The sequence below is a fragment of the Parabacteroides massiliensis genome, from assembly GCF_900155425.1.
Lineage (GTDB): Bacteria > Bacteroidota > Bacteroidia > Bacteroidales > Tannerellaceae > Parabacteroides > Parabacteroides massiliensis.
Genome location: NZ_LT700191.1, coordinates 444,105 through 468,572, shown reverse-complemented (window position 1 = coordinate 468,572; position 24,468 = coordinate 444,105). Strand labels below are relative to the sequence as shown.

17 protein-coding genes, 2 tRNA genes and 2 pseudogenes are annotated in these 24,468 nt (G+C 46.9%); 9 read left to right on the top strand and 12 right to left on the bottom strand.

Annotated features, from left to right (window positions below):
- Positions 1-112: 112 nt before the first annotated feature.
- The 6 genes from BQ9893_RS12935 to hisH all read right to left on the bottom strand — a co-directional run bounded on the left by BQ9893_RS12935 (position 113) and on the right by hisH (position 5,046).
- Positions 113-1,432: an aspartate kinase gene (locus BQ9893_RS12935; protein ID WP_075966409.1), complete on the bottom strand. Its 1,320-nt coding sequence runs from the start codon at positions 1,430-1,432 to the stop codon at positions 113-115.
- A 64-nt stretch (positions 1,433-1,496) separates the two neighbouring features.
- The gene (locus tag BQ9893_RS12930; RefSeq protein ID WP_075966408.1) at positions 1,497-2,174 is read right to left on the bottom strand and encodes a cell division ATP-binding protein FtsE; all 678 of its coding nucleotides are present in this window, start codon (positions 2,172-2,174) and stop codon (positions 1,497-1,499) included.
- A 5-nt stretch (positions 2,175-2,179) separates the two neighbouring features.
- Positions 2,180-2,776: a bifunctional phosphoribosyl-AMP cyclohydrolase/phosphoribosyl-ATP diphosphatase HisIE gene (gene hisIE / locus BQ9893_RS12925; RefSeq protein ID WP_075966407.1), complete on the bottom strand. Its 597-nt coding sequence runs from the start codon at positions 2,774-2,776 to the stop codon at positions 2,180-2,182.
- Between the two features lie 178 nt (positions 2,777-2,954).
- The gene (hisF, locus tag BQ9893_RS12920; protein ID WP_075966406.1) at positions 2,955-3,710 is read right to left on the bottom strand and encodes an imidazole glycerol phosphate synthase subunit HisF; all 756 of its coding nucleotides are present in this window, start codon (positions 3,708-3,710) and stop codon (positions 2,955-2,957) included.
- Positions 3,711-3,729: 19 nt separating this feature from the next.
- Positions 3,730-4,449 (bottom strand): 1-(5-phosphoribosyl)-5-[(5-phosphoribosylamino)methylideneamino]imidazole-4-carboxamide isomerase, encoded by a 720-nt coding sequence (hisA, locus tag BQ9893_RS12915; RefSeq protein WP_075966405.1) that lies wholly within the window; start codon positions 4,447-4,449, stop codon positions 3,730-3,732.
- Between the two features lie 6 nt (positions 4,450-4,455).
- The gene (gene hisH / locus BQ9893_RS12910) at positions 4,456-5,046 is read right to left on the bottom strand and encodes an imidazole glycerol phosphate synthase subunit HisH (RefSeq protein ID WP_075966404.1); all 591 of its coding nucleotides are present in this window, start codon (positions 5,044-5,046) and stop codon (positions 4,456-4,458) included.
- 306 nt (positions 5,047-5,352) lie between these two features.
- Here hisH and BQ9893_RS12905 point away from each other — a divergent pair.
- Both BQ9893_RS12905 and BQ9893_RS12900 read left to right on the top strand, forming a co-directional pair.
- Positions 5,353-5,426, top strand: a tRNA-Asp gene (locus tag BQ9893_RS12905).
- Positions 5,427-5,440: 14 nt separating this feature from the next.
- Positions 5,441-5,514 (top strand) — tRNA-Asp (locus tag BQ9893_RS12900).
- Positions 5,515-5,684: 170 nt separating this feature from the next.
- Here BQ9893_RS12900 and BQ9893_RS12895 read toward each other — a convergent pair.
- On the bottom strand, positions 5,685-6,236 hold the full coding sequence (locus tag BQ9893_RS12895; protein WP_075966403.1) for an RNA polymerase sigma-70 factor: 552 nt from the start codon (positions 6,234-6,236) through the stop codon (positions 5,685-5,687).
- 204 nt (positions 6,237-6,440) lie between these two features.
- Here BQ9893_RS12895 and BQ9893_RS12890 point away from each other — a divergent pair, with 204 nt between their 5' ends.
- From BQ9893_RS12890 to BQ9893_RS12875, 4 genes are all read left to right on the top strand, one after another.
- The gene (locus BQ9893_RS12890; protein ID WP_075966402.1) at positions 6,441-7,328 is read left to right on the top strand and encodes a FecR family protein; all 888 of its coding nucleotides are present in this window, start codon (positions 6,441-6,443) and stop codon (positions 7,326-7,328) included.
- Between the two features lie 469 nt (positions 7,329-7,797).
- On the top strand, positions 7,798-10,890 hold the full coding sequence (locus BQ9893_RS12885) for a SusC/RagA family TonB-linked outer membrane protein (RefSeq protein WP_244155129.1): 3,093 nt from the start codon (positions 7,798-7,800) through the stop codon (positions 10,888-10,890).
- An 11-nt stretch (positions 10,891-10,901) separates the two neighbouring features.
- Positions 10,902-12,680 carry a RagB/SusD family nutrient uptake outer membrane protein gene (locus BQ9893_RS12880; protein ID WP_075966401.1) on the top strand — a complete coding sequence of 593 codons (1,779 nt, stop codon included), beginning with the start codon at positions 10,902-10,904 and terminating at the stop codon, positions 12,678-12,680.
- 77 nt (positions 12,681-12,757) lie between these two features.
- Positions 12,758-14,230: a sulfatase gene (locus BQ9893_RS12875; RefSeq protein ID WP_075966400.1), complete on the top strand. Its 1,473-nt coding sequence runs from the start codon at positions 12,758-12,760 to the stop codon at positions 14,228-14,230.
- A 107-nt stretch (positions 14,231-14,337) separates the two neighbouring features.
- On the opposite strand, the pseudogene BQ9893_RS12870 reads toward BQ9893_RS12875, so the two are convergent.
- The 3 genes and pseudogenes from BQ9893_RS12870 to BQ9893_RS12860 all read right to left on the bottom strand — a co-directional run.
- Positions 14,338-14,820: pseudogene (locus BQ9893_RS12870) on the bottom strand (TolC family protein); the annotation flags it as partial.
- A 52-nt stretch (positions 14,821-14,872) separates the two neighbouring features.
- Complete coding sequence (locus BQ9893_RS12865) at positions 14,873-18,046, bottom strand: efflux RND transporter permease subunit (protein ID WP_075966398.1); 3,174 nt, start codon at positions 18,044-18,046, stop codon at positions 14,873-14,875.
- A 5-nt stretch (positions 18,047-18,051) separates the two neighbouring features.
- Entirely contained in the window at positions 18,052-19,164 is a 1,113-nt protein-coding gene (locus BQ9893_RS12860; protein ID WP_081415462.1) for an efflux RND transporter periplasmic adaptor subunit, read from the bottom strand.
- A gap of 134 nt (positions 19,165-19,298) precedes the next feature.
- Here BQ9893_RS12860 and BQ9893_RS12855 point away from each other — a divergent pair, with 134 nt between their 5' ends.
- Positions 19,299-20,153, top strand: a complete 855-nt coding sequence (locus BQ9893_RS12855; protein ID WP_075966396.1) for a helix-turn-helix domain-containing protein — start codon at positions 19,299-19,301, stop codon at positions 20,151-20,153.
- Positions 20,154-20,229: 76 nt separating this feature from the next.
- Here BQ9893_RS12855 and BQ9893_RS12850 read toward each other — a convergent pair whose 3' ends face one another.
- Positions 20,230-21,633: a putative oxidoreductase C-terminal domain-containing protein gene (locus BQ9893_RS12850; RefSeq protein WP_075966395.1), complete on the bottom strand. Its 1,404-nt coding sequence runs from the start codon at positions 21,631-21,633 to the stop codon at positions 20,230-20,232.
- Between the two features lie 327 nt (positions 21,634-21,960).
- On the bottom strand, positions 21,961-22,110 hold the full coding sequence (locus BQ9893_RS21740) for a hypothetical protein (RefSeq protein ID WP_167369872.1): 150 nt from the start codon (positions 22,108-22,110) through the stop codon (positions 21,961-21,963).
- Between the two features lie 190 nt (positions 22,111-22,300).
- On the opposite strand from BQ9893_RS21740, the pseudogene BQ9893_RS22560 reads away from it, so the two are divergent.
- Both BQ9893_RS22560 and BQ9893_RS22555 read left to right on the top strand, forming a co-directional pair.
- Positions 22,301-22,840: pseudogene (locus BQ9893_RS22560) on the top strand (BT4734/BF3469 family protein); the annotation flags it as partial.
- 414 nt (positions 22,841-23,254) lie between these two features.
- Positions 23,255-24,454, top strand: coding sequence for a VapE domain-containing protein (locus tag BQ9893_RS22555; protein ID WP_394333251.1), 1,200 nt, complete (start codon positions 23,255-23,257; stop codon positions 24,452-24,454).
- Positions 24,455-24,468 lie beyond the last annotated feature (14 nt).

Here is a 24,468-nt window from a genome sequence, read left to right as displayed (position 1 = left end):
CATAGTTAAGGTTTTGGTCGGGAAGGATCGTCTGTGAAGATGATCCTTCCTTTTCTATTGTATTTAATGGAGAAAGACGGAGATGTATCAAAAACAGCCCCGTCTTTCTCTTTTATGCTTTATTATTGAACAAGTGGTCGCTTAATGCTTGTAGAGCCCTCGTTTTGTCGGAGGCTTTAACAAGGAGCGAGACGTTGTAGTTGCTGCCTCCGTACGAGATCATTCGTACCGGGACATCCTTCAGCGCCTGGACGATACGGGCTTCGAAACCGACATTGTCCCATTCCAAGTCACCGACTACGCAAACAATAACCATATTTTCATCTACCGAAACCGTTCCATATTTTTTCAGGTCGTCCACGATCTCATCCAAATGTTTGCGATTGTCGATCGTGACGGAAACACCGACTTCGGAAGTCGTCACCATGTCGATAGGAGTCTGGTAGTTTTCGAATATCTCGAACACCTTGCGCAGGAAACCGGTTGCCAACAGCATGCGGCCGCTCTTGATCTTGATCGACGTGATATTGTCTTTTGCAGCGACTGCTTTGATCTTTCCTTTTTCCGTCATGTTGGAAATCATGGTTCCCGGAGCTTCCGGCTGCATCGTGTTCAACAAACGGACTGGGATGTTATTCAGCTTGGCCGGCAGAATGCAGGTCGGGTGCAATATCTTGGCTCCGAAGTAAGCCAGTTCGGCCGCTTCTTCGAAATGCAGGTGGCGGACCGGAGATGTTTTTTCAACGACACGCGGATCGTTGTTGTGCATACCGTCGATGTCTGTCCATATCTGAATTTCTTCCGCACCGATAGCCGCGCCGATCAGAGAGGCGCTGTAGTCGCTGCCTCCACGTTGCAGGTTGTCGATCTCTCCGTAAGCGTTTCGGCAGATATAGCCTTGTGTGATGAAGAGGTCTGCATCCTTATGTTCGTCCAGCAGCTTAATGAGCTTTTCTTTAATGTACACGGGATCAGGCTCGGCGTTCTTGTCCGTACGCATGTAATCCAGTGCCGGAATCAGAACGGAGTTGACGCCGCATTCGTTCAGGTAGAGGTTCATCATGCCGGTGGAGATCAGTTCGCCCTGAGCCAGGACAACCTTTTCTTCGAACAGTGTGAAAAGGTCTTTCGTAAACGTGCGGATATGGTCGAAATGATGTTTTATCAGTTCTTTGGCTTTCTGCTTATATTCGTCGGTGCTGTAGAGCTCTTCAATATGGCCGTAATATTTCTGAGCCAGTTTATTGATGACCTCGTTTGCTCCGTCAGGGTTTTTCTTGTACAAGTAATCCGAGATTTCGACCAATGAGTTGGTCGTACCGGACATGGCAGACAAGACTACAATGTTACGTTCTCCCGTAATCAGTTTTGCTACATCTTTCATTCTCTGTGCAGATCCCACAGAAGTACCGCCAAACTTTAAAACTTTCATTTTCTTTTACTATATTAATTTGTTCTTTTTCGCTTTAAATGCGTGTGCAAAGTTACATAAAAAATTATTCTCCAACATCACTTAGGCAGGCATTCTCGCATTTTACTATACGCGCGGGATAATTATGTACCAGTGTGTAGTTGTGAGTCGTCATGATGACGGCCGTTCCTTTGTGGCAAATGTCGTGCAGCAGTTGTACGATTTGTCCGCTTGTTTCCGGGTCGAGGTTTCCGGTCGGTTCGTCAGCAAGGATCAATACAGGGTCGTTCAACAGGGCGCGGGCAATGACGATACGCTGCTGTTCGCCGCCCGAAAGTTCGTGCGGCATCTTATAACCTTTATCCTGCATTCCGACCTGGAACAGCACATCATCGATACGTTCGTTTATCTCGCTTTTCTTTTTCCATCCGGTAGCCTTCAGGACGAATTCGAGATTTTTGTATACCGAGCGATCGGTCAGAAGCTGGAAATCCTGAAAGACAATGCCCATGTCCCTGCGCAGGTAGGGAATGTCTTTCCGTTTCATCTTACAGAGGTCATAATCTAAGAACCTGGCATCTCCTTGCTTGATGGGTATTTCGCAATACAAGGATTTCAACAGACTGCTCTTGCCGGAGCCGACTTTTCCGATTACATACACAAATTCACCGCTGTGGAGCGTCAAGGAGGCTTCGTGAAGAACGACGTTCTCCTCGCGGCAGATTTCCACTTTATCCAGTTCGAGCAGGGGTATCTTTTCCATTGTTGTTATCCTTTATGTCTGCTTTTTAATTCGCGTGCGAGGTCTTCGATGCGAAGTCCTTTGCTTGTCAATAATACGATCAGGTGGTAGATCATGTCGGCAGCTTCGTAAACAAGGCGGTCGTCTGTTCCGTTAGTGGCTTCGATAACTGTTTCGACAGCTTCTTCTCCCACCTTCTGTGCCATGCGGTTGATGCCTTTCTGGAACAGGGTGGTGGTGTAGGAGCCTTCCGGCATTTCCTGACGACGCTGTTCGATGAAGTTCTGCAAATATTTGAGGAACATAATGTCTTCCACATTCTTTTCGCCGAAACAAGTGTCGGCGCCTGTATGGCATACGGGACCGGCTGGAACAGCCTTGATCAACAGCGTGTCGTTGTCGCAATCAGCTGCGATGGAAACAACCTGCAGGGTGTTTCCGCTGGTTTCGCCTTTCATCCAGATACGGTTTTTCGTACGGCTGAAAAATGTCACTTTGCCGGTAGCTTTTGTTTCTTCGTAAGCTTCTTCGTTCATAAAGCCCAACATCAATACTTTGTTTGTGTTGTTGTCCTGAACGATGGCGGGAATCAGGCCGCCCATTTTTTCAAAATCTAATTTCATTTTTTATCTGACTATTATATTGTTCTTAATTCATTCGTATGTGTGTCACGTTGTCCTTCAGCATCCGTTTCCGGTTCCATCGTCATGGAACAATGTTTTCATTTGCATGGAACGGAAGTTTCACTTGCATGGAACAATAACTTCTTTTCAAAGGAGCGGTTATTCCCTGCCGTGACCGTCAGAGACGGACGTTGATCCCTTCTTCATGGAGATACTGTTTCAAGGAACCGATGCCGATTTCCCCGAAATGGAACACGCTTGCCGCCAATGCGGCATCTGCCTTTCCCAGGGTGAACGTATCGCGGAAGTGCTCCATTTTTCCGGCTCCTCCCGACGCTATGACCGGAATGTGCAGGTTGTCGGCCAGCATAGCCAATGCTTCATTGGCGTAACCGTCTTTCACGCCGTCGTGTGTCATGCTGGTAAACAGGATCTCTCCGGCTCCCAAGCTTTCTGCTTCTGCTGCCCATTGGAAGAGATGTTTTTCTGTCGGAATCCGTCCGCCGTTCAGGTAGCATATCCAGTCGCCCGCTTCAAAATTGGCATCGATGGCGACCACGCATACCTGGCTGCCGAAGTTCTTGGCAATCTCTTCGATCAGTTTCGGGTTGCGCAGAGCTGCCGAGTTGATGGAAACCTTATCGGCTCCGGCACTCAACAGGCGGTCCACATCTTTCAGTTCGTTGATGCCGCCACCAACCGTGAAAGGAATGCTGATGTTGGCCGCGACTTTCTTTACCAGTTCCGTAAATGTCTTACGTCCTTCGTGCGAAGCGGTTATATCCAGATAGACCAATTCGTCTGCTCCATCCCGGCTGTATTGTGCGCCCAGTTCGACCGGATCGCCGGCATCGCGGAAGTTGACGAAATTGATTCCCTTGACGGTTTTTCCATCTTTTATGTCCAGACAGGGTACTATTCTCTTGGCAAGCATATGTAATCGTTGTTTTTTATCAGCTGAAGCGGATCAAATCTTTCAGCTGTATCTTCCCTTCGTAAATCGCTTTACCGAAGATGACAGCCGGAACACCTGCTTCAGCCAGTTTTTCAATATCTTGTATGGAACTGACGCCTCCGCTGGCTATCAGGTAAAGCAGAGGTATCTGTTCCTGTATTTCTTTATATAATTCGATGGCTGGGCCTTGCAACATGCCGTCGCGGCTGATGTCCGTGCAGATTGTCTTCGTGATCCCTTTGTCGTAATAGTCTTGGATGAAAGGGATCAACTCTTTGTCTGTCGTCTCTTCCCATCCGCTTATCGCGATCTTCTTGTCTTTGGCATCTGCTCCGAGGATGATTTTCTCCGAACCGAACTTGGTGATCCAGGAAGTGAATACTTCCGGGTCCTTCACGGCGATGCTTCCGCCCGTGACCATCTGTGCACCGCTTTCGAAAGCTATTTCCAGGTCTCCTTCCTGTTTCAGCCCACCTCCGAAATCGATGATCAGCGAAGTGCGTGTCGCCAGTCGTTCCAACGTGCGGTAGTTGATGATCCGTCCTTGCCGCGCTCCGTCCAGGTCTACGACATGCAAGCGTCGGATACCATGATCTTCAAACATCTTGGCTACTTCCAGAGGATCTTCGTTATACACTTTCTTGGTGTCGTAATCGCCTTGGGTGAGGCGTACGCATTTCCCGTCGATCATATCTATTGCCGGAATCAACTCTATCATATCACATTACAGTTTTAAAAAGTTACTTAATATAACCTCGCCGACCGAACCGCTTTTTTCCGGGTGAAACTGTGTCGCATAGAAGTTGTCTTTATGCAAGGAAGCGCTGAACGGAAGAATATATTCGGTTGTCGCGGCGGTGTATTCGTTTACGGGTACATAATAACTATGTACGAAATAAACAAACTTGTTCTCCAATTGCTCGTTGAACAGTCTGCTTTTAACATTCGTAATCGTGTTCCATCCCATGTGCGGAACTTTATCCGCGTGTTGCTGCGGGATGAAACGCTTTACTTCCGTATCGAAAATACCCAAACAATCTGCATTTCCTTCTTCCGAATGGCGGCACATCAATTGCATGCCGAGGCAAATGCCTAAAACAGGTTGTTTCAATCCTTTTATGACCGCATCCAGTTTATGTTCTTTCAGGTACTCCATCGTGGTCTGCGCTTCACCGACGCCCGGAAAGATTACTTTGTCCGCTTTACATAACAGTTCCGGATCTGCCGTGATCGTTGCTTCGACTCCCAGCCGCTTCAGCGCGTAACTCACAGAATAAATATTTCCGGCATTGTATTTGATAATGGCGACATCCATTGTTGCTTCCTTTTTATATTGAGTTGCAAAACTAACAAATTATCATGACATATGGATGTATGCTTTATGAAAAGTTGCAGAATAGATATTATTTGTGATAAACTGGCTGATTTGGCATAGTACGGAGTAATAGCAAAGAAACGAGTGTTCTTCTCTGAATTATGAATAAAAAATTCAAGTGTAAAAGGTTTATTATCAGAGATGATTGAAAATAATTGAAAATATATGCGCGTAACTCTTGCATAATTCAAATAAACCTCCTACTTTTGCATCGCAATTCAGAGGAATAGCGGTTAAATAAATAATGGTTCGGTAGTTCAGCTGGTTAGAATACATGCCTGTCACGCATGGGGTCGCGGGTTCGAGTCCCGTCCGGACCGCACAATAAAATTTTGGTGCGTTAGTTCAGCTGGTTAGAATACATGCCTGTCACGCATGGGGTCACGGGTTCGAGTCCCGTACGCACCGCAACAGATATTGGAAATCAATAGATTACAGAATGAGTACCCATTTTTACACCCGGAAATGTAAAGATGGGTATTCTTTTGAGTGGCGAAGTCAGGAAAAAGTCCCCGGATCTTATAAAGGTACGGGGACTTTTTTATTGGAAGAAAATGCCGTTTTGTGTTTGGTTATGATTACTTATACCGGCGATTTACAAATTTAGCAATACGTTCGTATGCCTTAGCGATATGTATATTCACAGTCTTTTCACTGATGCCCAAAACATCTGCGATTTCCCGGTTTTTTAATTTATCGGAGAGGACAAGACGAAAAACCTCCCTGCACTTTGGCGGCAAGGAATCAATTGCCTGTTGGATCAGAGTTTGATATTCTTCATCCATCAAATTTTTTTCCGGAGTATCCGAATCCGGGATCAACTCAATTTCATACAAAGAAAAGGAATCCTTTTCCTGCACATATCCTCTTCTCAGATAATGCAAAGCCTGGTTCTTCACCGATATATACAAATAGCGTTCAGGCTCTTTCACATGAGACAAAGTTTCCCGCTTTTGCCAAATGACTGTAAAAACATCCAAAATAGCTTCTTCAGCCAGTTCACGAGAGTTCAGATAATAATAAGCCACATGGAACAGACGCCGGGAATAAGTTTCAAACAATAACCGGAACGCTGTTTCATCTCCTCTCACCACTTTCCCAAAAAGAGATATGATACTCTCCTCTTCCATCTTCTCAGAGATACAGTTCTTTTATAATATATCAGTCAGTAAATGTAACTATATTTTCTTCAAGACAACACTTAAAAATAAAAATGTTTCTTTACCATAATATATATATAGGCAATTAGTCCTACGGCCTCTATTTTTTTTGTATCCCGAATAGGAGTTTTTTGCATCACCTGTCATCTCTATTTATAAAGCAACCGGAATAAGATGGAAAATGAACAAAACAATAAAGAATTTGAATCATTGACAAAGCATATACGCTTTAAGTCTTTGCCATTTGATGAAAAGCGGATGTCCGACCGTTTGACAGATAGAATTAAACGGCCTGTCATCATATCTTATGCCGGTAAAGGAAACTCTGCTTGGAAATATTTATCTATAGCAGCTTCAATAGCCCTCCTGTTGGTTTCCAGCCTCCTGTTGATAGACAATGAGCCGGAACAAACACTCGTTTATTATGAAACGACAGCCGTCCCCGATGCAAAAACAAAAATTACATTGCCCGACAGCAGTGTCGTTTGGTTAAATGCCAACGCCAGCCTACGCTATCCGAGAGAGTTCAGCAAACAGATCCGGCAGGTCGAAATAAAAGGAGAAGCCTTCTTTGAAGTCCGTAAAGACGAAAAGAAACCTTTTATCGTCCAGACTGACGGCATCGGAATACACGTATTAGGAACCACATTCAATGTCGACGCGGAACCGGATAAAACAGAGGTAACCCTTATCACCGGGAAAGTAGGTTTATATAAAAGTAAAAACCTCTCACAAACGGCAGACCGGATACTATCACCCGGGGAACGAGCGGTCTTCTTTAAATCGGATGATAACCTGAGCGTATCAACAATACGCCCGGAAAACACGATCTCATGGGTTACCGGCAATTTCATATTCAGGGATAGTTCTTTAGAAGAAATCATGCAAGAACTACAACGGGCTTTCCATGTAAAAATACATGTTCAAAACGAAAATCTGAAAAAACAAACTTTCAATGCCAACTTTACAGAGAGAGAAACATTGGATGAAATATTATCCGTTTTGCAAATCTCTGCTCGATACAAAATAGAAAAAAGGAAAGGAGAGCTTTTCCTGAAATAAATACAGAATGTTAAACCACAAAGACAAACGATTATGGACAGCACATGAAAAACAGAATTTAATTAAAAAGAGACATACAAAAAAAGAATTGGGAATGTTGCAACCATTCCCAATTTCTAAATTGTTAATCGGCAGATTGCACACTGCCAATTTTAAAATTAGTACATACAAAATTATGGATAAATTTTTATTTATCAGGCAAAATCCAAAGGATTTTACCTGTGAGGAACATTATTCCTCTTTTAAAAGAATTCTCAGACACAGAATCAACCTTTTAGGACTTCTTTTATTGTTTTTGTCCGTCAATATTACCTTCGCCTATGCACAAACGGTAAAACTATCACTGAATAAGCAGAATGCAACATATGAAGAAATATTCAATGAGATAGAAGAAAAGACCGGATACAAATTCGTTTATAACACCACCGAAATTGACCGGAACGAAAGAACCTCCATCCAAGGAACAAATATGGATTTAAACGAATTGTTGCAAAATTTGTTTCACGACAAAAGGAGCATATCTTTTCGGATATCGAATAAGCACATTGCTTTGTTCAAGGCACAACTCAAGACTATTACCGGAACAGTTGTCGACACACAAGGAGAATCTGTCATCGGTGCAAACGTCCTGATAAAAGGTAGCACTAACGGTACCATTACCGATGTTGACGGCAAATTCAGCTTGGAAGCAAGCGAAGGAGACATCTTACAAATATCTTATATCGGCTACAATACACAGGAAATCACAATTGACCGGAAATCCATATTAAAAGTGGTTTTACAAGAAGACCAGCAAACATTGGAAGAAGTTGTCGTAATCGGTTACGGAGCTGTTAAGAAAAAAGATCTAACCGGAGCCATTGCTCAGGTAAAAGCCGATAAATATGCCACTCAGCAAAGTACGAATGTATTGGATATGCTGAATGGAACCGTTGCCGGTTTTAATTCCAATATCGGGACTTCCGCTTCCGGAGCGAGTGAAATGGAAATACGAGGCCCGGCTTCACTCTCTGCCAACAATTCACCGCTGGTAGTCTTGGACGGAGTTATCTTCAATGGCTCAATCAATGATATCAATCCCTCGGATATCGAGACTATAGACGTATTGAAAGATGCAAGTTCTGCTGCCGTTTACGGTTCTCGATCCGCTGCCGGTGTAGTAATCATCAATACCAAACAAGGCAAAGGAGAAAAAATGACAATCAACTTCTCTGCCCAATTGGGTTTAACAGACTTCACCAACGAAATCAAACCGAATGATTTGTCCGGATTCCTCCAACGCAGGCAGGATTTCCAACGCAGAATAAATCCAGACAAACCGGAAGGATACTACAACAACCCCAATCAATTACCGGAAGGTATAGATGTCGATACATGGCAAAATTACGATGCGTCATTCCAGTCCGATCCAATTCTAACTTGGATGACACGTCTGAATCTACGTGAGATCGAACAACAAAACTATCTGAACGGGAATACTTATGATTGGTATGGCGAGGCTACACGTCCCGGATTAAGACAAAACTATAATGTCAACATATCCGGTGGCATTGGTAAAACCAAATATTACTGGTCATTAGGCTATACGGACAATCAAGGTTATATAAAGGGTGACGAGTACAAAACAATCCGTTCCCGTATTAATGCTGATACTAAAGTTGCAGAATTCCTGACTGTAGGAATCAATGCACAATTTAGCAATAAAGATGAAAGCAATGAAGCTATCAAATTATCCAATATAGTGCGCCAAAGTCCTTTAGGACAACCCTATGATGAAAACGGAGAACTAAAATGGTACCCCCATGACGATTCTGGAATTGAACAAAACCCATTTCTTTTATACAAAAAGCGGGATAAATTCAATGTTTCCCAAAATCTGTTTGCCACTTTATATGCCGATCTGAAACTACCATTTGGTTTCAGTTACAAAGTCTCTTATATCAATCGCTATGACTGGCAAAAAAATTACTACTATGACCCGTCGAGCATTCCAAGCGGTAACAAAACAGGAGGCTTCGGACGACGCATCAACTATTCGCTCTACGAATGGCAAATAGACAATATCGTTTCATGGAAAAAAACTTTTGGAGTTCATGATTTTTATGCAACGTTCTTATATAATGCAGAAAAGAAACAAACATGGAAAGATACCGGTGAAAATATAAATTTCACCCCCAGTGAAGCCTTAGGTTTTCATCAATTAGGAACAGGAGGATCACCTACGATTAAAAATGAAGATACCTATTCGACCGGTACCGCAATAATGGGCCGTCTGAACTACACGCTCATGAACCGCTACTTCCTGACTCTATCTATTCGTAGAGACGGATATTCGGCTTTTGGTATGGAAAATCCTTATGCGACTTTTCCTTCCGGAGCTTTAGCTTGGAATTTATCCGACGAATCGTTCTTCAATATCAAATGGATAAATAATCTCAAGATCAGAGCTTCTTATGGAATAAACGGTAACCGGGATATCGGAATTTATGATGCATTGGCTAAACTCGAGACAAACAAATACCTGACAGGTAGCACATTGATCTCAGGCATATACAGCAGTTCACTGGCAAACCAATATCTGAAATGGGAAAAAACCAAGGCTTTAAATTTAGGTTTGGATTTTTCCGTCTTAAACAGCCGGTTAAATGGTTCGGTAGATTATTATAGCATGATTACAAATGACTTGCTGCTTAAACGAAGCCTGCCGACAATTATTGGATACAACAATGTAATGTCCAATATGGGAGAATTGCAAAACAAAGGATTTGAAATGACTCTTAATAGTTACAATATCCAAAATAAGGACTTCAGTTGGAATTCGACATTGACATTCTCATTTAATAGAAACAAGATCAAACATCTCTATGGAGAAATGGTCAATATCTTAGATGAAAATGGCAATGTAATCGGTCAAAAAGAAGGCGATGATATCAACAATGGATGGTTTATCGGGGAATCAATAGACCGAATATGGGATTACAAATTCTTAGGTATTTACCAACTTGGAGAAGAAGAATTGGCCAAATCATTCGGGAAAGCACCTGGCGATGTCAAATTATATGATCCTAATGAAGATGGAGTTTCCACTCAGGAAGATAAAGTCTTTCAAGGCTATACGAAGCCTCGTTTCCGTTTAGGGCTTCGAAATGACTTTACTCTTTTCAAAAATTTCCAGATTTCCTGTTTCATCCGTGCAGACTTAGGCCACTGGAAAGCAAACAGCCTGTTGAGCAACACGTCTAATGTCGAGGATAGAGCCAACAGCTACGCATTGCCTTACTGGACTCCGGAAAATCCGACAAACAAGTACACCAGACTTAATACTGTAAACACACCCGGATATAGTATTTATGAAAAAAGCAGCTTTGTACGTTTGCAGGACTTATCCATCGCTTATAATATTCCCGAAAATATTATCAAAAATTTAAAAGTCGGACATTGTAAAGTATATTTGAGTGGGCGTAACCTGTTGACTTTCACAAAGTGGTCAGGATGGGATCCTGAATCAGGAAATACGCCTATGCCTCGAATCTTTACATTTGGAATTGATGTCACATTATAAACAAACAAGTTATGAAAAACTGGATAAAATATATCATTTGTGCATCTCTGTTTACAACTATTTCATGCGGAGATGATTTCTTGAAGATAAAACCCCTTTCTATCTTCACACCTGAATCTATTTATACGGATAAGGCTGGATTTGAAGGAGTACTGGTTAACCTTCGCAAGAACTTACGTCCCGATTTTTATGGAGAAGGAGGGGGGCTGGCTTCCGAGCTCATTGCTTCAGACATTGCCATCAGTGCCAATAAAGCTGCCAATGCCATACACAATTTTGATACTCAAGTATTACCTACAGGAACCGGTTCTACCTACGACTTCCATGAGATCTGGACAAGAGGGTATAACCAGATACGAAATGCAAATGTTATCCTGTCACGTATTGACAATGGCAAATTCGATACTGAAGAAATCAAAAACGCAATTATTGCCGAAGCGTATTTCCACAGAGCCTATTGGTATTATAGATTAGTCCATTTATATGGAGATGTCCCTTTTTTGAATATAGAACATACGGCTCCTAAAATCGACTTCTACACGCATTCAAGAAAAACGATACTTGCAAAAATAGAAGAAGATTTAGCATGGGCAGTCCAGTGGTTACCCCAAACGGTAGTTCCCGGTGCTGTATCTAAAGCAGCAGGCAACCATTTACTTACCAAAATATATCTGTCAAACGGAAAATTCACAGAAGCAGTCGAAGCCTCTTCTGCTGTCATTAATGACGGAATCCATGCCTTAATGACTGACCGCTTCGGGGTAGACGCTTCCGATCCGCAGTATAATACGATCTGGGATCTCCATCAAAAAGACAATAAAAGTTCATCTTCAAATAAAGAAGGCATCCTTGTCGTACAGGAACGCTACGGATTCCCCGAAGCAGAAATAAGCGGAGGCACCCAAGCCATGCGTCGTTATGTCCCCTCTTGGTGGAATTCATCTTATATGAAAGATCCCGACGGGAAAAGAGGAACTATCGATACACGAGGTAACGAGTTTGTCATAAAAATAGGAAGAGGTGTCGGTTATGTCCGGCCCTGCAGTTACTATAATTATGAAATATGGAATAACTGTAATAAGGATTTGAGGCATGACGAGCAAGTAAACTGGTTCTCTGTCGACAAATTCATTTACAACAATCCAGCTTCCAAATATTTCGGGCAACCCGTACAGATACAATACACAAATCCAAAGGACACGATTCATTGTTGGTATCCATTCCCTTATTATAAAGTATATGTTGAAGATGAAGAAAGACCCGATCAGCCATATGGGGGACATTCGGATTGGTACTTATTCCGGTTGGCTGAAACTTATCTTTTAAGAGCTGAAGCCTACTTTTGGTTAAATCAAACAGATAAAGCAGCAGCCGACATAAACACGGTGAGAGTACGTGCGAATGCCGATCCCATTGCAGCTTCGCAAGTTTCGATAGATTATATATTAGACGAAAGGGCAAGAGAACTTTTTGCAGAAGAATTCAGAAAAACCGAATTAACCCGGATCGCCTTTATCATGGCTGAAAAAGGATTTAACGGCTATTCCGTAGAGAATTTCTCCGAAAAGAACTTTTGGTATGACCGGACTGTAGCCAAAAATGAATTTTATAAGGCTGGCGATATATTATGGGGAACAAACATATTCAAGATAAGCCCATTCCACGTTCTTTGGCCTATTCCGGCAAGTGCCATCGATAGCAACCAGGGAGGGACCATCAACCAGAATAAAGGGTATATCGGGTACGAAAAAAATATTCCTCCATTAACAGTCATAGACGATCAACAATAATATCTAAACCTACCGGCTATTATCGGCCGGTAGGTTGTATTTATAAATCTTTTGTATTCACATTCAATTTAGACATCATGAAAAATAATTATCCTTTACTGTCGGTTTGTTTGTTGGCATTGCCCTTTCAAAGCTATGCACAAAAGAAGGCAAACGAGACGAAGCCTAATATACTTTTTATATGCGTAGACGACCTTCGCCGGGAATTAGGAGCTTATGGTTCTATTGTGAAAACTCCGAACATCGACAGGTTGGCATCACAAGGCAGCCTGTTCTTCCAGCATTACGTGCAAGTCCCGACAAGCGGAGCGTCACGTGCCAGCATGTTGACAGGACATTTTCCTCAAGACAAATCGGATCTTTCCAACGAAGCATGCCGGACAAGGCTGTCTGATAAACCGGAGGGTGAAATCCCGGAAACGATGTTCCATCATTTACGCCGGAATGGCTATTATACTGTCGGAATCGGAAAGATTAGCCACTATGTCGATGGCTGCCTATATGGTTATGAAGCTCCGAAAACCGATAAGCCTGAACTGCCTTATAGTTGGGATGAAATGCTTTTCGACTCCGGAAAATGGGGGAACGGGTGGAATGCCTTTTTCGGATATGCGGATGGCAGTAACCGGCAAAACCGCAAAAAGCAAGTGAAACCTTACGAATGTGCCGATGTTGCCGATGAAGGTTATCCAGACGGTCTGACAGCCAATCTGGCGGTCAAAAAGCTAAACGAACTAACAGCTAAAAACGAACCGTTCTGCCTGGCTGTCGGTTTCTTCAAACCTCATTTGCCATTCACATCTCCTAAAAAATATTGGGACATGTATGATGAAGCCTCTATTCCTATTTCACCTATGCCGGATATCCCGGAAGGATGTGATCCTGTAAGCCTACATGAAAGTGCGGAGTTCAAGAGTTATCAGTTAGGAGACGAAATGCCTTCCATCGAAAACAGAGTTTCCGACGAGTATGCACGTAAGCTCCGTCACGCCTATTTCGCTTGCGTAAGTTATATGGATGCCCAAGTAGGAAAAGTGTTGGATGCTCTCGAAGCCAGTGGAAAAATGGATAATACGATTATTATCCTATGGGGAGATCATGGATGGCACTTGGGAGATCTGCGGGTTTGGGGAAAACACACACTGCATGAGACATCTTTAAGCAGCGCACTCGTAATAAAAGCCCCCAAATGCAAACCCGGAATTAAAAACAACCGGATTGTCAGTTCCATCGATATTTATCCGACTCTTATGGAGCTTTGCAATATTTCCGTACCTCAAGGACTGGACGGACATAGCTTTGCTAAATTACTCAACAATCCTAAAGACAAAAAATGGACAGACGCAGCATACAGCTATTACCGAAATTGCATGACACTCCGAACTCCGGAATATCGTTTTACCCGTTACAATAAAAAAGGGGAAACGGTCACCGAACTTTACCAATACGGGCCGGATCGCATCGAGCGCAAAAACATAGCGCAAGAAAATCCCGATATTGTAAAAAAGTTACTTCCTCTTTGGGAAAAAGGCGTTAAGTTCGATTATTAACAGAATATCCAAAGGAAGTCTGTCGTTCAACAGAATGCGGATATTTTGCCAACTTGGCGGCGGATTGTAATCCAATCCGCCGCCAAGAGCGTGGTAGAGGCGTATTATGCCTGAAGTATGGCAGTCTCATTCGACCTGCCGTTCTTCTTCAAGGCTTCGAGTATGCGTATCGTCTCCGTCCAGTTCTTTCGGGTTTCGGTGTTGATGCCTAACTGGTTGTCAAGCATCAACAGGGTGTAATACGAATCGGCGACAGTCGAGACAAGTTGCGTCTGCACGGCTTGCCTGTAAGCCTCGGAGCTTTCGAGGGCGGCTACTGCTTCGCGTTTTGCAGCCGTCAGCTTGCCGAACAGGTCTATTTCCCAACTTGCCCCCGCACCCAGGTTATACGTCTTTGAAGTACTCCCGTCAAAACGGCTTATCGTTCCTTCGGCATTTATATTGACCGAAGGCAGGTAAGCGAGTTTGGCATTTTGTACTACCGCTTTAGCTTCATTGGTTTTCAGATAGGCTACTCTCAAATCCGTATTCCGGGCCAAAGCCAGTTCCATCAGCTTTTGCAAACACGGGTCCGTGAACAACTCCCGCCACAGCTCATAAGCGACAATACAGCGGACACAGGTATTATTATATATTTCCGTATCATTCTTTCTGTTTTTTTTGTTCAGCAACATATTCTTTCTCAGCCTCAATCGCCCAATCGGTTTTCTCCGCGATATCGGATGCCGGGCGGATCTTTTCCTGGAGCGACTGGAATATCATCCAAAGTCCCGGAACGAGGAATAGAAGCACCAATGTCCCGACAACCATTCCGCCGACAGTACCCGTTCCCAACGTCGAGTTCCCGTTAGCCCCTACACCCGACGCGAACATCAGCGGCAACATACCGAACACCATTGTCAGCGCCGTCATAAGTATCGGGCGCAGACGAGCCTTTGCCGCGCCTACGGCAGACTGCTTCAAGGTCATTCCGTTCTTACGCCGCTCACCGGCATATTCAGTGATGAGGATGGCTGTCTTGGCAAGAAGCCCGATGAGCATGATCAATCCCGTCTGAAGGTATATATTGTTTTCCAGCCCGAACAGTTTCGCAAAGAGGAAGCTCCCCATCAATCCCGCCGGGATTGAGATAAGGATACAGAGCGGCATGATCAGGCTCTCGTACAGAGCGCTGAGGATAAGGTAAACAAGTATGCCGCAGATGACAAAAATAAGGACCGTGTTGCCCGTGTTCGATGATTCCTCACGCGAAATACCTCCGAACTCATAACCGTAATTGTTGGTCAGGACCTTAGAGGCAGTCTCTTCGACAGCCTTGATCGCATCTCCCGAACTGTACCCCTCCGCCGGGGTCCCGCTGACGGAAATCGCGTTATAAAGGTTGAAACGTGAGATCGATTGCGGGCCGTATGTCTTCGTCAAGGTGACGAACTGCGACAGCGGAGCCATTTCTTCTCCTATGCGGACGTAGAAATGTTTGAGCGATTCGGGGGTGACGCGTGTCGCAGGATCGGCCTGTATCATCACACGGTACAATTTCGAGAACCGGTTGAAATTGGAAGCATACTCGCCTCCGTAATACCCCGAAATGGTGGAAAGCACTTCGGCCGGACTAATCCCTGCACGCTCGCATTGGGCGAAATCGACATCAACCCAATACTGAGGATAATTAGTGTCGAAAGCTGTATATGCAGCTTCTATCTCCGGACGCAGGTTCAGTTCCGCCACAAACTTTTCGCAAACCTGTTTCAGTTCTTCTATCTCACCGCCGACCTTGTCCTGGACATACAACTCGAAACCATTTCCCATGCCGTAGCCCGGTATCATGGGAGGCGTAGTCGTAAAAATGCCGGCATCTGGAATGCTTTGCGCTATTTCGTAAATCCGGTTGGATATATCCTTCGCGCTCTGGCCTTCGCCGGTACGTTCGTCCCACGGCTTCAGTGTAAGGAAGAACATCCCCATCGAGGGACCCATACCGGAAAACGACCATCCGCCGACACCGCCCGAATACTCGATTTCGGGCAGAGATTGGAACCGCGCCTGCATATCCCGGATGATCTTGTTCGTCTTTTCAAGCGAAGTCCCCGCCGGTGTGTTCATGCTCACCAACACCGTCCCCGTATCCTCGTCCGGAACAAACCCCGTCTTGGTGTTCTGCATAAGGACGAACAACGCGGCAAGGCAAAGCACGACCAAACCGACGCAAGCCCAACGGCGGCGTATAAAGAACAACACCCCGTTCTTATAGCGCTCAAGTATGGCATTGAACGCGATCGAATAGGCCTTCCGGAACCGTGCGCCGAATCCGGTTTCGTCGTCATAGGGACGCATCATTATCGCGCAGAGGGCAGGAGACAGGGTAAGGGCATTGACCGCCGACAATCCTACCGCGACAGCCATCGTTATGCCGAATTGGGTATAGAACGTGCCTGATGTTCCGCCGATCATGGATGTAGGGATAAATACCGCCATGAATATGATGGTCGACACCACGATGGCTGAGGTAATGCCGCCCATCGCATCGTTGGTTGCCATATACGATGATTTATAGCCGGATTCGAAACGAGCCTGCACCGCCTCTACCACGATGATGGCATTATCCACCACCGTGCCTATGGCAAGGACAAGCGCGAACAACGTCAGCAGGTTTATCGAGAATCCGGCAATCGCCATAAAGCCGAATGTGCCGATCACCGATACGAAAATAGCCAATGTCGGGATCAGTGTCGCACGTATGTCCTGAAGAAACAGATACACCACTAATACGACAAGAATAACAGCTATCACCAAAGACCATATAACCTCACGGATCGAAGCATACAGGAAACGGTTGGTGTCGTTCAAGGTCACGAACTCAAGCCCTTTCGGCAGTTTGCTGCTACAGTCTTCGATAACCCGGTCGATCTCATTGATGACAGACGAGGCGTTCGACCCCGCCGTCTGGTAGATCATAGCCATTGCTGACGGGCGGCCGTTCAGGAGATTGGAAAACGAATAATCCTCATCGCCGAGTTCAATGTCGGCTATTTCTTTCAACTTGAGGACTTCGCTACCGGGAAGAGCCTTGACAATCAATTCTCCGAACTCTTCCGGTGTGGAGAAACGCCCGCGATACTTCATGGTGTATTGGAAATTGTTGTCATGGTTCTCGCCGAAAGAACCGGTTGTCGCCTCTATGTTCTGCCGTTCAAGCACAGCGGTAATATCCGAGGGCACAAGATGATAATGCGCCATCCGGTCCGGTTTCAGCCATATACGCATACTGTATTGCGCACCGAACTGTTGCACTTTGCCGACCCCCTGTATTCGTTTCAGACGCGGTTCTACATTGAGTTTCATGTAGTTGTTAAGAAAACGGGCATCATATCCGCCTTCAGGAGCATACAGGGCAAAAGTCTTCAGTTCGGCGTTCTGCTGTTTTTCCGTCGTGATACCGATGCGCACGACTTCCGCCGGAAGAAGGCTCTCGGCTGTCGCCACCCTGTTTTGCACATTCACGGCTGCCATGTCGGGATTTGTACCCTGTTTGAAATAGACCATGATTTCGGCACTTCCGCTATTGGAGGCCGTAGAAGTTATATATGACATGTTTTCAACGCCATTGATCGCTTCCTCCAACGGAACGATTACGCTTCTGAGCACCGTTTCGGCGTTTGCGCCGGGATACGTCGTATAGACGGTGACTGTCGGTGGGGCAATATCGGGATACTGTTCAACCGGCAAAGACTTCAAGCCGATCAAACCCAACAATACGATCACCACAGACAGGACGACAGAGAGTATCGGCCGGTCGATAAAAAATTTGAGATTCATCACTGTTATTCTTTTTCTTGTGTGTTTACCTTAATATCCTGCCCGTCCTGGATCGTGGCCGTTCCCTCAAGAACAATCGTATCGCCGACGGCAAGCCCCGATTTCACGAGGAAACTGTGCCCGTCATTGTATCTGCTGACCTCCAGCTGTGTTACCGCGGCTTTGCCATCCGTGACTTTCACGGCATACACCTTGTCCTGGATTTCGTATGTCGCCGACTGCGGGATGGCAATGACGCCTTTCTCCACATTCGGGAATATCACGTTGCCGACATTGCCACTCAGCAACAATCCCTCCTTGTTCGGGAAAACAGCTTTGACAGAAGCCGTCCCCGTCTGAGGGTTGATCACTCCGCTTATCGTCTCTATCTTGCCGGGCGACTTGAACTTGCGGCCATTGCTGAGTTTCAGCGACACTTCGGGAAGATTGGCGATCGCTTCTGCCATCGAGCCATATTGCCCGATCATATCCTGAAGCTGTTTTTCGGAGATGGAAAAATAGACATACATTTCCGAATTGTCGGATACGGTTGTCAAAGGTTGGGCTATCTGTGACGAGACCAATGCCCCTGTCCTGTAAGGAAGCACACCGACCACTCCATCGACGGGGCTTTTGATTTCCGTGTACGACAAGTTGTTGCGTGCGTCGATCTCCTGCGCCTGCGCCTGTTCCAAAGCCGCCTGTGCAGCGAGCAGGCTGTTCTCGGCTGTCTGAAGTTCATAATCGGAAATCACATTCTCCCTGAGCAGTTCCTTTTTGCTGTCACGCTCAAGGCGTGCCGTTTTCAGCCCGGCTTCTGCGGCATGGACATTCGCCGTAGCCATTCGCAAGGCTGCCTGGTAAGGTACTTGGTCGATGACAAACAATATCTGCCCTTGTTTTATTTGTTGCCCTTCTTTTATGCAGACCTTCGAGATTTTGCCCGACAACTGTGGATAAATTTCCACGTCCTGCCGTCCTTCGATGACGGCAGTGAAGGCATCCTCGATCGTCACATCGGATTGGCCGGCTATTATGGCCGGATACTCCTGTTCTTGCTCAGCGTATGTGCCATTACCACACGACACTGCAAAAAAAGAACCCGCCAATAATGCGAGTCCCACTGTTACATTATTCATAATTCGGATTTTAAACTGGGTGCAAAGTTAGCCTGTTCCTTGCCTTCAGGCAGTTTGAAAATCACGCCAAATGTATCGAATATGGAAACTGATACTCTTTTTTCACCGGTTTTATTGCTATCTTTGCAATAATAATGGAAATAGAATCACAACATAATAACCAAACGATAGAAATACGGCATGCGGAACTGCCGCCTCAATACGCGAGAGTGCCCCATTCCTCGTCCGAGACCCTCTTTCTGTTTTGCGAGAGCGGCCACGGCATCGCAACGGTCAACTTCAGCCGGTATCGAATTTGCCGGGGGAGTTTCATTCCGGTCTTTTCGGATGCCTATTTTGAGATAAACAGGTTGTCTGCCAATACGCGGTTCCGGCTTATCCGGTTGGACGACAAGCTGTTTGACGAGGTGGCGTTCAGGCTGTCTGCCGACTTTTGGGATTTTTGGATGGACAATCCTGTGTTGTATCTTTCTGCGGAACAAATACGAGTGTTGCAGTCATGGTTCGTCAGTGCCGGATGGATACTTTCGTGCACGAAAAGCGATATCCGGAATTTCATGATTCACAATCATCTCTGCAATTTGTTTTCCGCCCTTGAAGCGGGTTGCAAATCCTATATGGAGAATCACGGCCGGAAAGAAAAGGGAACGGCCCACGGCATCCTGAACCGTTTCTGGCGGTTGCTGGCCGACAACAGCAGGTTGGAGCACGAGGTCCGGTTCTATGCAGACAAGCTGAATATCACCACCCACTATCTGGCGAAAATAACGCAGAAGACCATGCACTATTCCCCCAAAGAATGCATAGACTGGCAAATAATCATGGAGCTGAAACAGGTGTTGAAAAGCACGGATCTCACGATAAAGGAAATTGCAGACAACTTCGGCTTCGAATCCTCATCCTACCTGATCAGCTACTTCCGCCGGCATACGGGCGTCACCCCCGGCAATTTCCGAAAGCACAACTTCTCCTCTGAGTCCTTAAAATAAAAAATCCTGCACCAAGCTTTGGGGGGCTTGATGCAGGATTGACCTTAACTATGAGATCTGTGAAAGAAAGTTCTTTTTACTTGGTTTTTGCTTTTGCCATATCCAGAGCGGATGTTGTCGTGTAGTATTTGGACAGCATGTTGGGGACTTCCCAATCTGGCAATTTGCCGTCCTTCAGATATTCAAGGAAATGTTCTGTTACCTGGCCGAAGTGGGCTTCATGGCCTACACGGTATTTGGCCGGGATTTCGACCAGCCATACGCTGTCACTGATTTTATTCAAAGTCACGCCCGGATATTCGGCCGATACCTTTTCCATCGATGCGACAAGGTCCTTTTCGTAAGCAGCCAGGTCAACGCCTTTCACGGCTTCGACAAACAGTTCGGGCTGGTAGTTCTGTTCCTTGCCCTGGCGGATCACCAGGTCGGCCTTGCTGCCCTTCATGACAGAGAAGTGGGTATCGCCGCCGCCTTTCGGGAAGGTGTAGTTCCAGATCACCGAGACCTTGGCTGTCACGCCTTTGATCTTGTACAGGATGTCACCGTTGCAGAAAACTTTCAACGTGTCGTTTTCAACATCTTTCTTCAGGAAGTCGGGATAAGCGTCCGTGCCGGTCACCTGTTTGAATTCTTCCGGGCTGATAGCGGTTGCCCAACGGTTGGCATCCAACAGCTCGATATCCTTCTTATAGTCGATGATCTGTTCCGGAAATGCTTCCCACTGCACAAGGTCGACCAGGTGAGTCGTCACGTCGACAATGCCTTCGCCCTGCTGGGTCACGTCGAAATACCAGACCGGACGGGTCAGCGGTTTGTTGTCTACCAGCTTGAACAGGTGGTGCACGCTTTCTTTCACGATGGCCGGTTCTTCGGGAGAGCCTTTCAGTTGTTCGCCATAAACAGCCGGGATAGTGGACAGTTCGCGTTGCAGCATAGTCGTGATCTCGTTCCGTTCGGTCATGATGTCATAGAGCATGATGTTTTTCTGCTTGGCGATATCGAAACATTCTTCCAGCAGCTTGAAGTTCCGGCTGTCGATCGCCATCGGTTTGTCGGAAAGCACATTGATCCCGGCTTCGAGCGTCTTTTTAATGTATTCGGTCTTCTTGCCGTTGTTTCCGGCTTGGATCATCACGTTGCCTTTCTTTTCGGCCAACATTTTTTCCAGATAATCATCGCCCGTATAAACAATCTCGTTCCAAGAGGTCGGATTCTCCGCACGTGTGTTAAAACCCTCTATTCGTTTTAGGTGTTCGTTTACGTCAAAACCGGTGGGTGCATACACATAAACATCTTTAGAAACTTGTGGGTAGGATACCTTTTGCACTAAAGCTGCATGAAAGTGTCCGGGATCGAGCGTGATCAACTTTACTTCCCCCGGCGCACCGGTAAAACCTTCGGCAGCCTTTTCCTGTTTCGTGTTGCTGCACGAAGCTCCAACCAACAGAGCCGCCATAGAAAATACAAGATAGTTTTTCATGCTATATTATAATTGAATTATTGATAAACTTTTTACTCTTGATTGTTCACGGCTGCAAAGATACGTAAAATTCGTCAAAAGACTTGGTGTTTGCAAGTAATTTTTTTTTAAAGATAAAGAAACTTACGACTTTTCGGATTTTGCAAATCGCGCAAATTCGAGTGTTACTTCGTGCCATTTATTCGGTTTCTTGATAATTCCTGTTGTTTGCCATCTGTCTTTTCTTCCGGGCCAGTATGTACAGTTCCAGTGCCTCGAGGACCAGGAGGCGGAACTCTTCTTCGCCGGCGAGGTCGAAAAGAAGGTCGATGAAGCGGATGTAGTAACTCAGACGTAGGTCGCCCCCTTTTTAATCGAACCGTAGCTGCGGCTTCCGGCAGACAGTTCGTATTTGTAGAATCGCTCGGTTATAAGGTAACGGCTCATCTGTTCACTGACATACAATCCCAATTCGGGATAGGCATAGATTGTTCTCATGTTTATATGTTATAAATGTTTAAATATTGACATCTTCATTAAAATCCGTTCACCGTGACCCCCACATGTCGGGGTCAGAGGATACGGGCTAAGACATAAATTTGCCGAAAATATCAGATATCGCTCATCCGGCCGTGTTGTTCCGGAGGGCGAACCTGAATATTATGCAAATTAAATAAAATTATTTCACATGGAAAAGCAATTTCACCCCGCACGCTTCTTATCGCTCCGTGCGACCGTACCGGCTTCCTGCACATGGGAAGAAATCGTACAAGAACTTACCGGCGGCAGCCATGCCGCCACCACCACCCAGTTTCGCTCGCTTGCGGCCGGCAAGGAACTGAAGGACGAAGTCTTGAAACGTCAGCAAAGCCAGATCAAACAGAACCAACCCTCCTTCATTCCCTCCGTCATCCTGGCAGGTGGGCGTACGGCAAAGCACGTCAAGGGCTATTCGGGTTTCATCATGGTGGACATCGACGGCATTCCCGGCGAGCTTTTCGACGAGACGCTCGCCAAGGCAAAGGCCGACCCGCACTCGTTCCTGACCTACAAGACGCTGTCGGGGCAGGGCATACGCGTCATCGCGCGGATGGCAGACGAAGTGACGGGAAAGAACTTCCCCGCGGCCTGGCAGACGGTCAACGACTACTACGCCCGGCTCACCGGCATCGTCATAGACCGGCAGTGCAAGAACGCCACCCGCATGTCCGTGATCTGCCACGATCCCGACACGCTCTACCGTCCCGACGCTGAACCGATGAAGATCGAGAATCCGCCTCCCGCTCCTCAAAACCGTGGGATGGCATCCGCCTCCCAGAAGAAACGCAGAGGGCAGAAGCCGACTGCCGCACATGCCGAAAGCACCGTGCGCCGCCTTGTGGAAGAAGGGGGCGTACGCTATGTCGCCGGAAGCCACAACAACTACATCAGCCGGAGCCTCTACCTGATGAACCGTTTCGGCATACCGGAGGCCGAAGCCGAAGCATGGGCCGTCGAGGCGTTTTCCGACTACGACACGGACGCCGTCCGCTCCACCGCGAAAAGCTGCTACATGCTGACCGCCGAACACGCCACGATGCACCTCGCCGACTTCGCCGCCCGCGACGAGAACGGGCGACGCCGTAAAGCCACGATCGAAGAGATGGAGCATTTCATCGACGGCACCATGCAACTGCGGGTGAACCAACTGACGCACCAGCTCGAATACCGCCCCGCCACCGACGGCACTACCGCCACCGACGGAAGCCCCGCCGCCACCGCCCCCGCCGACTGGGCGCCCATGAACGACACGGTCGAGAACTCCCTCTGGTGTTCCATGCACCGCGCCGGGATGGAGGCGGACCTCGTCCACCTGCGCACGCTCCTGCTCTCCGACTTCGCCCCGCACTACCATCCTCTGAAGGCGTTTCTCGAAAAGGCGGGACCGTGGGACGGCACGACGGACCACATCGGCAACCTGGCCGCCATGGTGCACCCTGCCGACGGCGACATCGCGCGTTTCGACCTCTGTTTCCGCCGCTGGTTCGTCGGGATGATCGCCGCCGCGCTCGACCCGAAGGTGGTGAACCACGTCATCCTCGTCCTGATCGGGCGGCAGGGCTGCTTCAAGACGTCGTTCTTCCAGAACCTGCTGCCGCCCGTCCTCAGGCGCTACTACACCTCCAAAACCAACTCGCAACGGCTCACGAAGGACGACCTCTTCACCATGACCGAGAACCTGCTCGTCAACTTCGAGGAGATCGACTCCATGCAACGTAGCGAACTGAACCAGCTCAAGGCCATGACCACCACGCTCTACGTGAACGAACGCCCCGCCTACGGGCGCAACAAGGTGCACCTGCCGCACGTGGCCTCGTTCTGCGCCACCGGCAACAACCTCCAGTTCCTCACCGACGACACCGGCAACCGGCGCTGGCTGCCGTTCGAAGTCGCGGCGATCGACAACCCCTGGAATGTCCGGATCCCATACGAGGCGCTCTACGCGCAGGCGAAAGCCCTGCTCGACGACGGCTTCTGCTACTGGTTTCGCGACCACGAGATCGAAGAGCTCAACAACGCGAACCGCCGCTTCGAGACGCCCAACCCTGCACGCGAACTGATCCTCATGCACTACCGCCAGCCCGCCGGCTACGAGAAAGGCTCCTACGTCACCGCCAGCCAGATCGTCGCCCGCTTCGGCGGCAGTATCCGGCTGAATGCCGTGCAGGTCGGCAGATCCTTGAAAGAACTGGGCTACACGAACACACGGACCAAAAGCGGAACCATCTGGCTGGTGGTCGAACGCACGACGGACGAGATGAAAAGCATCCTTCCCGAACCGGACATCTCGTCTCCTTCATGACAGGCGGCCGGGTG

Excerpts from the sequence above, each read along its gene's own strand:
- BQ9893_RS12935 (WP_075966409.1), bottom strand. The coding sequence starts at position 1,432 with ATGAAAGTTTTAAAGTTTGGCGGTACTTCTGTGGGATCTGCACAGAGA.
- BQ9893_RS12930 (WP_075966408.1), bottom strand. The coding sequence starts at position 2,174 with ATGGAAAAGATACCCCTGCTCGAACTGGATAAAGTGGAAATCTGCCGC.
- hisIE (WP_075966407.1), bottom strand. The coding sequence starts at position 2,776 with ATGAAATTAGATTTTGAAAAAATGGGCGGCCTGATTCCCGCCATCGTT.
- hisF (WP_075966406.1), bottom strand. The coding sequence starts at position 3,710 with ATGCTTGCCAAGAGAATAGTACCCTGTCTGGACATAAAAGATGGAAAA.
- hisA (WP_075966405.1), bottom strand. The coding sequence starts at position 4,449 with ATGATAGAGTTGATTCCGGCAATAGATATGATCGACGGGAAATGCGTA.
- hisH (WP_075966404.1), bottom strand. The coding sequence starts at position 5,046 with ATGGATGTCGCCATTATCAAATACAATGCCGGAAATATTTATTCTGTG.
- BQ9893_RS12895 (WP_075966403.1), bottom strand. The coding sequence starts at position 6,236 with ATGGAAGAGGAGAGTATCATATCTCTTTTTGGGAAAGTGGTGAGAGGA.
- BQ9893_RS12890 (WP_075966402.1), top strand. The coding sequence starts at position 6,441 with ATGGAAAATGAACAAAACAATAAAGAATTTGAATCATTGACAAAGCAT.
- BQ9893_RS12885 (WP_244155129.1), top strand. The coding sequence starts at position 7,798 with ATGGATTTAAACGAATTGTTGCAAAATTTGTTTCACGACAAAAGGAGC.
- BQ9893_RS12880 (WP_075966401.1), top strand. The coding sequence starts at position 10,902 with ATGAAAAACTGGATAAAATATATCATTTGTGCATCTCTGTTTACAACT.
- BQ9893_RS12875 (WP_075966400.1), top strand. The coding sequence starts at position 12,758 with ATGAAAAATAATTATCCTTTACTGTCGGTTTGTTTGTTGGCATTGCCC.
- BQ9893_RS12865 (WP_075966398.1), bottom strand. The coding sequence starts at position 18,046 with ATGAATCTCAAATTTTTTATCGACCGGCCGATACTCTCTGTCGTCCTG.
- BQ9893_RS12860 (WP_081415462.1), bottom strand. The coding sequence starts at position 19,164 with ATGAATAATGTAACAGTGGGACTCGCATTATTGGCGGGTTCTTTTTTT.
- BQ9893_RS12855 (WP_075966396.1), top strand. The coding sequence starts at position 19,299 with ATGGAAATAGAATCACAACATAATAACCAAACGATAGAAATACGGCAT.
- BQ9893_RS12850 (WP_075966395.1), bottom strand. The coding sequence starts at position 21,633 with ATGAAAAACTATCTTGTATTTTCTATGGCGGCTCTGTTGGTTGGAGCT.
- BQ9893_RS21740 (WP_167369872.1), bottom strand. The coding sequence starts at position 22,110 with ATGAGAACAATCTATGCCTATCCCGAATTGGGATTGTATGTCAGTGAA.
- BQ9893_RS22555 (WP_394333251.1), top strand. The coding sequence starts at position 23,255 with ATGGAGCATTTCATCGACGGCACCATGCAACTGCGGGTGAACCAACTG.